This window comes from Bordetella petrii (genome assembly GCF_020991325.1).
Lineage (GTDB): Bacteria > Pseudomonadota > Gammaproteobacteria > Burkholderiales > Burkholderiaceae_B > Bordetella_A > Bordetella_A petrii_E.
Map to the genome: position 1 here is coordinate 1 of NZ_JAJMLX010000262.1, position 6,196 is coordinate 6,196.

Genomic DNA, 6,196 nt, shown 5'->3' on the forward strand with positions numbered 1-6,196 from the left:
GGCGCCGCGCTGCTGACCTACCGTGCCGCCTGGGCGCGCGATGTGCAGGGTGCGCGCACCACGCGCGAGGCCGCCATGGCCAAGATGGCCGCCACCGAGTCGGCGCAGGCCGTCATCGACCGCGCCCTGCAGATGTTCGGCGGCGCCGGCGTGGTGTCGGGCATGCCGGTGGAAAAGCTGTACCGCGAGATCCGGGCGCTGCGCATTTACGAAGGCGCCACGGAAGTCCAGAAACTGATCATTGCCAGAGAGCTGCTGAAGGACTGAAAGCAGCCAGCCATTGCATTCCAAGGGGAAGTTCATGGAACGTTCTGCACACCTGGATACCTACGCCCGGGATCATCTGCCGCCGCCGGAAGAATGGCCCGAGTTCTTGCTGGACGGCCCCGACGTGGCTTACCCGGCGCGCTTAAATTGCGCGGTGGAGCTGGTCGACGGCATGGTCGCGCAAGGCCATGGCGAGCGCGTGGCGTTGCGCTGGCGCGGCGACGCCGGGCCGGCCGCCATGACCTACGCCGCTCTGCAGGCCCTGACCAACCGCATCGCGCGGGTGCTGGTGGAAGACATGCGGCTGCTGCCCGGCAACCGCCTGCTGCTGCGCGGTCCGAATAACCCCATGATGGCCGCCGCGTGGCTGGCCGCCATCAAGGCCGGGCTGGTCACCGTGCCCACCATGCCGCTGCTGCGCGCCAAGGAACTGAAGCAGATCATCGACAAGGCCAAGGTCACGGCCATGCTGTGCGACACGCGGCTGCGCGACGAGGCGCTGGCGTGCATGGAGCAGGGACACCAGCACCACTGCGGCGGCCTGCGCCAGATCATGCTGTTCAACGACCCGGCCCCGGACGCGCTGGACGCGCTGGCGGCGGCCAAGCCGGATGATTTCGCCGCCTGCGATACCGCGGCCGACGACGTCTGCCTGATTGCCTTCACCAGCGGCACCACCGGCAAGCCCAAGGGCTGCATGCATTTCCACCGCGACGTGCTGGCCATGTGCGACCTGTTCCCGCGCCACGTGATCCGGCCCGTTGCCGACGACATTTTCTGCGGCACGCCGCCGCTGGCGTTCACCTTCGGCCTGGGCGGGCTGCTGTGTTTTCCGCTGCGCGTGGGCGCCAGCACGGTGCTGGCCGAAAAGCTCAACCCCGACAGCCTGCTGGAACTGGTCCAGGATTTCCGCGCCACTATCGTGTTCACCGCGCCCACTTTTTACCGGCAGATGGCCGCGCTTGCCGGCAAGTACGACATCGGTACGCTGCGCAAGAGCGTGTCCGCCGGCGAGGCCCTGCCCGATGCCACGCGCCAATTGTGGAAGCAGGCCACCGGCATCGAGATGATCGACGGCATCGGCGGCACCGAGATGATCCACGTGTTCGTGTCCAGCCCGCCCGACCAGGTGCGGCCGGGCGCCATTGGCAAGGTGGTGCCGGGTTACCAGGCGTGCGTGGTCGACGACGAGATGCGGCCCGTGCCCCACGGCACGCCCGGCCGCCTGGCGCTGAAGGGGCCGACGGGCTGCCGCTACCTTGATGATGAGCGCCAGCGCCGCTTCGTGCAGCAGGGGTGGAACTTGCCCGGCGACACCTTTGTGCAGGACGACGACGGTTATTTCTTTTACCAGGCGCGCAACGACGACATGATCGTCTCGGCGGGATACAACATCGCCGGCCCCGAAGTGGAAGACGCGCTGCTGCACCACGAGTCCGTGGCCGAATGCGGGGTGGTGGGCGTGCCCGACGACGAGCGCGGGCAGGTGGTGAAGGCTTTCGTGGTGCTCAAGCCCGGCTTCCAGCCCGGCCCCGAACTGGTGGCCGCCTTGCAGGCTTTCGTGAAGGCTTCCATCGCGCCGTACAAGTATCCGCGCGCCATCGCCTTCGTGGCGTCGCTGCCGCGCACCGAAACCGGCAAGCTGCAGCGCTTTGCGTTGCGCCAGATGGCATGAGGCCGACATGACGACCGCATTCGCCAGCGAGGTAGAAGTGCGCTTCCGGCATTGCGACCCGGCCGGCATCGTGTTCTACCCGCGCTATTTCGAAATGATCAATGACTTTGTCGAGGAATGGTTCGACAAGGGCATGGGCCTGCCTTTCCACGCCCTGCACGTCGACCGCAAGATCGGCACGCCGCTGGTGTCGGTGCAGTGCGATTTCACCGCCCCCAGCCGCTGGCATGAAAGGCTGCGCCAGGAACTCCGCGTGCGCCGCATCGGCGGCGCGTCGTTCGAGGCCGCCGTGCGTTTCCTGGGCCCGCAGGGCGATACCCGCCTGGCCGCCACACTCACCATTGTGACGGTGGACTTGCGCACCATGCGCTCCACCGCGCTTCCCGACGATCTGCGCCAGCGCATGCAGGCGTTTCTTATTACAGGATGACCCCATGAAGATTCTGCAACCGCCCGACTGGATGCCGCCGCGCGGGTACTCGAATGGCGTGATGACGCAGGTAGCGGTGGGCGACCGGCTGGTGTTCGTGGGCGGGCAAGTGGGCTGGAACGGACAACAGCAGTTCGACACCGACGACTTCGCCCTGCAGGTGCGCCAGACGCTGGAGAACATCGTGGCGATCCTGGCCGAAGGCGGCGGGCGCCCCGAGCACATCGTGCGCATGACCTGGTACGTGACCGACAAACGCGAGTACGTGGCCGCGTATCCCGAGATCGGCAAGCACTACCGCGAGGTCATCGGCCGCCACTTCCCGGCGATGACGGCGTTCCAGGTCATGGGCCTGGTAGAGGCGCGCGCCAAGGTCGAGATCGAAGTCACGGCGGTGATCCCGGCCTGAAATTGCGGGCGCCGCGTCAGCGTATGAGCAGCTGGCCGGCCTGCAGGCCGGCCCTGCCGCCGGGGTAGTCTTCCAGCAGGGTGTCGACCTTGGCGCCCACCTGCAGCGTGACGCCACTGTAAAAGCGTTTGCCTGCGGCGATGAACGCCGATTCCAGGGGCTGCAGGCGGCGTTCCAGTTCGGCTTCCTGCTGGTCCAGGCTTGCCAGATCGGCGCGCAGCTTGTCGTAGGTATTGCGGGCCCGCTCGCCGACGCCGCCACCGGCCTTGTCGGGGTGCGATTGCAGGAAAGCCAGCACCTGTTCCAGCTTGGCGGTTTCTTCGTCCAGCGACTGGCGCTGGGCGCGCAGGGCGGCGCGCTGCGCATCGGCGTGGGGATCCAGCCCCACTCGCACCAGGGTGGGAACCCCCGCCATGGAACCCAGCGTGCCCGCGCGCACCGAATGCAGCGCACAGATTTCGCCGCCCAGCGCCACGCCTTGCTGTGAACCGGGCGGGCCCACCATGACACTGTGCCCGGCCAGTATCCGGCTATGGCGGATTTCGCGTTCCACCGAGACCTGCTGGCCGGCCTGGATGTCGGCGTGTTCGATGAAACGCGCCTTGACCGAACCTGCGCATTGCACCCGCGCGCTGCGCACGCCGTCCGCCGGTTCACCGGCCCCCGGCTCGCCCATGCCGATGATGCCGCCATTGACGGTCAGGCTGCCGCCTGCCTGGATGTGCGCGGCTTCAACGGTGCCAGCCACGATCACGTCTCCGCCGACGCGCACCGTCATGCCGGCGGTAATGTCGCCCTTGACGCGCAGCGTGCCGTCGAAATCCACATTGCCCGAGTCCAGGTCGACGGCCGCCACTTCGACAACGGAATTCACCTGTGCGCCTTGCGGCAGCATCATCGGGGCGCCAGCCACTGCCGCACGCAGCAGGCAGGGGTCGTGTTCGTCGACCTGCACGCCGTTCAGGCCCTGGGAAAAAGGCAGGTCGGGCAGGAGTTCGGGCACCACGAGCTGGCCCAGGACGTCCTGGCCGGCAACGCCGGGCACGGCGGCCTCGCGCCGCACCAGCGGCGTGCCTGGCTCCACCAGCACCAGGTTGCCCAACTGCCGATAGTCCACTGGCGCATTGTCGTCATGCACGCGGGCCAGGGGGCTTTCCACCAGGTATACGAAGCGGGTAGGAGTACCCGGGAGCGGGGGCGTGCCCCGGGCGATGGGCAGATCGTCGCAATGGCCCTGCTGGACGGCCTGGCGGATGGCGTCGTCGTCGATGCCGGCGATGATTTCCTGCAAGGCCAGTGCCGCGTAGATGTCGGGCAGGGCTATCGGACGGCCGCCGCGCGGCGGAACCAGCGTCAGCAGGGCGCTCATGTTGTCGGGCTCGAGATCGACGCGCAGCGATCCGTCATGTACTGCGCCAACCGGCGCGCTGACGGGCTGCATGGCGTCACGGCACAGGGCAAGGAAGGCCGCCACGCGGGCGTGGTCCAGCACCTCGGCGCCCCAGCCCTGCGCCTGGGCGGCGGCCGCCAAGTCGTCCCAGGCGGGGGCTGTCGCGGCTTCGTCGCCGGCCGGCGTATAGGCCGCGGCCAGTTCCCCGGTGCCGGGATCCAGCGCGAGCCGCAGTCCGAGGTCGTTGCCCATGTCTGCTCCTGTGCCAAACACCGCGCGCGGAAGGCGCGGCAAATGTAATTAGTAAAACACAGAAATATTAAGACATATACAGGGCGGACCCGCCAAGCGTCCCTGGTGCTACCTTAGCCGCCGTGGCAGGCGTTCATGGACGCCTGGCTCCGCCAGGGAGCCAGACACCGCCCTATTCAGACTGTTGCGGCGCACAACGGTGTCTGGCACCCTGGCGGGAGCCAGACACCAGGTAGTGCCCGCGAGAACTCGCCGTGGCAGCTTAAGGTCGTGCCATGGGTGTCTGGCTCCCAGCGGGAGCCAGACACCGACATCAGCGCGCCTGCGGGTCAGCCCTTCATCCCCGCGAACACCGCCTCGGCGGCCTCGAGCGTGGCGTCGATGACGGCGTCATCGTGGGTGGCGGACACGAAACCGGCTTCGAAGGCCGACGGAGCGAAATGCACGCCGCGGTCCAGCATGGCATGGAAAAAGTGCTTGAAGGCCTGGGTATCGCTGGCGGATACCTCGGCGAACGACGCGGGCACCGAGTCGCGGAAATACAGGCCGAACATGCCGCCGATGGCATCGGCCGAGAACGGCACCCCGGCCGCCTGGGCGCGTTGCCGCAGGCCGTCGGTAAGGCGCGCGGTTTGCGCCGCCAGGCGGTCGTAGAAACCCGGCTGGCCGATCAGGCGCAGCGTGGCCAGGCCGGCCGCCACCGCCACCGGGTTGCCGGACAGGGTGCCAGCCTGGTACACGCCGCCCAGGGGAGCCAGGTGGGCCATGACATCGGCCCGGCCGCCCAGGGCGCCCACCGGCATGCCGCCGCCTATGACTTTGGCCAGCGTGGTCAGGTCGGGCTTGATGCCGGTCAGGCCTTGCACACCCTGGGGCCCCACCCGGAAGCCCGTCATGACCTCGTCGAAGATCAGCACGGCGCCATGGCGCGTGCAGAGCTCGCGCAGGCCCTGCAGGAAGCCGGCAGCCGGCTTGATCAGGTTCATGTTGCCGGCCACGGGTTCCACAATGACGCAGGCAATGTCGGCGCCATGCTGCTCGAAGGCGGCCTGGACGGCGTCCAGGTTGTTGTATTCCAGGGTCAGTGTGTGCGACACGAACTCGGGCGGCACCCCGGCCGAGCTGGGGTTGCCCAGGGTCAGCAGGCCCGAGCCGGCCTTGACCAGCAGGCTGTCGGAATGGCCGTGGTAGCAGCCTTCGAACTTCATGATCTTGGCGCGGCCGGTGGCGCCGCGCGCCAACCTGATGGCCGTCATGGTGGCTTCGGTGCCGGAACTGACCAGCCGCACCTGTTCCAGGGACGGCAGGCGTTCGATCAGCACTTCGGCCAGCTCGACCTCGGCGCGGGTGGGGGCGCCGAACGACAGGCCGTCCAGCGCGGCTTCGCGCACCGCCTGCACCACTTCAGGATGGGCGTGGCCAAGGATGGCGGGGCCCCACGAACCGACGTAGTCGATGTACCGGGTGTCTTCTTCGTCCCAAACGTAAGGGCCCTGGGCGCGCTTGATGAAGCGCGGCGTGCCGCCTACCGAACGGAAGGCGCGTACGGGCGAGTTGACGCCGCCGGGAATGCTGCGGCAGGCGCGGTCGAAAAGCTGTTCGTTGGACATGGTGTTACGGCTTGGAGTAGGGGTGGTCGATGAAGGCCGCGGCGCAGGCGCGGGCGGCCGCCTGGATGTCGGGCGCCTCGAACAGGCCGGCAATGACGGCGATGCTGTCGGCGCCAGCCCGGCTGACCTGCGGCGCGTTGGCGGGCGTGATGCCGCCGATGGC

6 protein-coding genes and 1 pseudogene are annotated in these 6,196 nt (G+C 68.2%); 4 read left to right on the plus strand and 3 right to left on the minus strand.

Going from position 1 to position 6,196, the window contains the following annotated elements; translation table 11 throughout:
• The 4 genes from LPZ50_RS20190 to LPZ50_RS20205 form a co-directional block, all read left to right on the plus strand.
• Positions 1 to 267: acyl-CoA dehydrogenase family protein (locus LPZ50_RS20190; protein WP_268903504.1), on the plus strand; the 267-nt coding region annotated here is incomplete at its 5' end.
• A gap of 34 nt (positions 268 to 301) precedes the next feature.
• Complete coding sequence (locus tag LPZ50_RS20195; RefSeq protein WP_230664331.1) at positions 302 to 1,942, plus strand: AMP-binding protein; 1,641 nt, start codon at positions 302 to 304, stop codon at positions 1,940 to 1,942.
• A 7-nt stretch (positions 1,943 to 1,949) separates the two neighbouring features.
• On the plus strand, positions 1,950 to 2,372 hold the full coding sequence (locus LPZ50_RS20200) for an acyl-CoA thioesterase (RefSeq protein WP_230664333.1): 423 nt from the start codon (positions 1,950 to 1,952) through the stop codon (positions 2,370 to 2,372).
• Positions 2,373 to 2,376: 4 nt separating this feature from the next.
• A complete protein-coding gene (locus LPZ50_RS20205; protein WP_230664335.1) occupies positions 2,377 to 2,781 on the plus strand; it encodes a RidA family protein in 405 nt (134 codons plus the stop codon).
• Positions 2,782 to 2,797: 16 nt separating this feature from the next.
• Here LPZ50_RS20205 and LPZ50_RS20210 read toward each other — a convergent pair whose 3' ends face one another.
• The 3 genes and pseudogenes from LPZ50_RS20210 to LPZ50_RS20220 form a co-directional block, all read right to left on the minus strand.
• Complete coding sequence (locus tag LPZ50_RS20210) at positions 2,798 to 4,423, minus strand: FapA family protein (RefSeq protein ID WP_230664337.1); 1,626 nt, start codon at positions 4,421 to 4,423, stop codon at positions 2,798 to 2,800.
• A 329-nt stretch (positions 4,424 to 4,752) separates the two neighbouring features.
• A complete protein-coding gene (gene hemL, locus LPZ50_RS20215) occupies positions 4,753 to 6,033 on the minus strand; it encodes a glutamate-1-semialdehyde 2,1-aminomutase (protein WP_230664339.1) in 1,281 nt (426 codons plus the stop codon).
• A 4-nt stretch (positions 6,034 to 6,037) separates the two neighbouring features.
• Positions 6,038 to 6,196 (minus strand): annotated as a pseudogene (locus LPZ50_RS20220) (thiamine phosphate synthase); the annotation flags it as partial.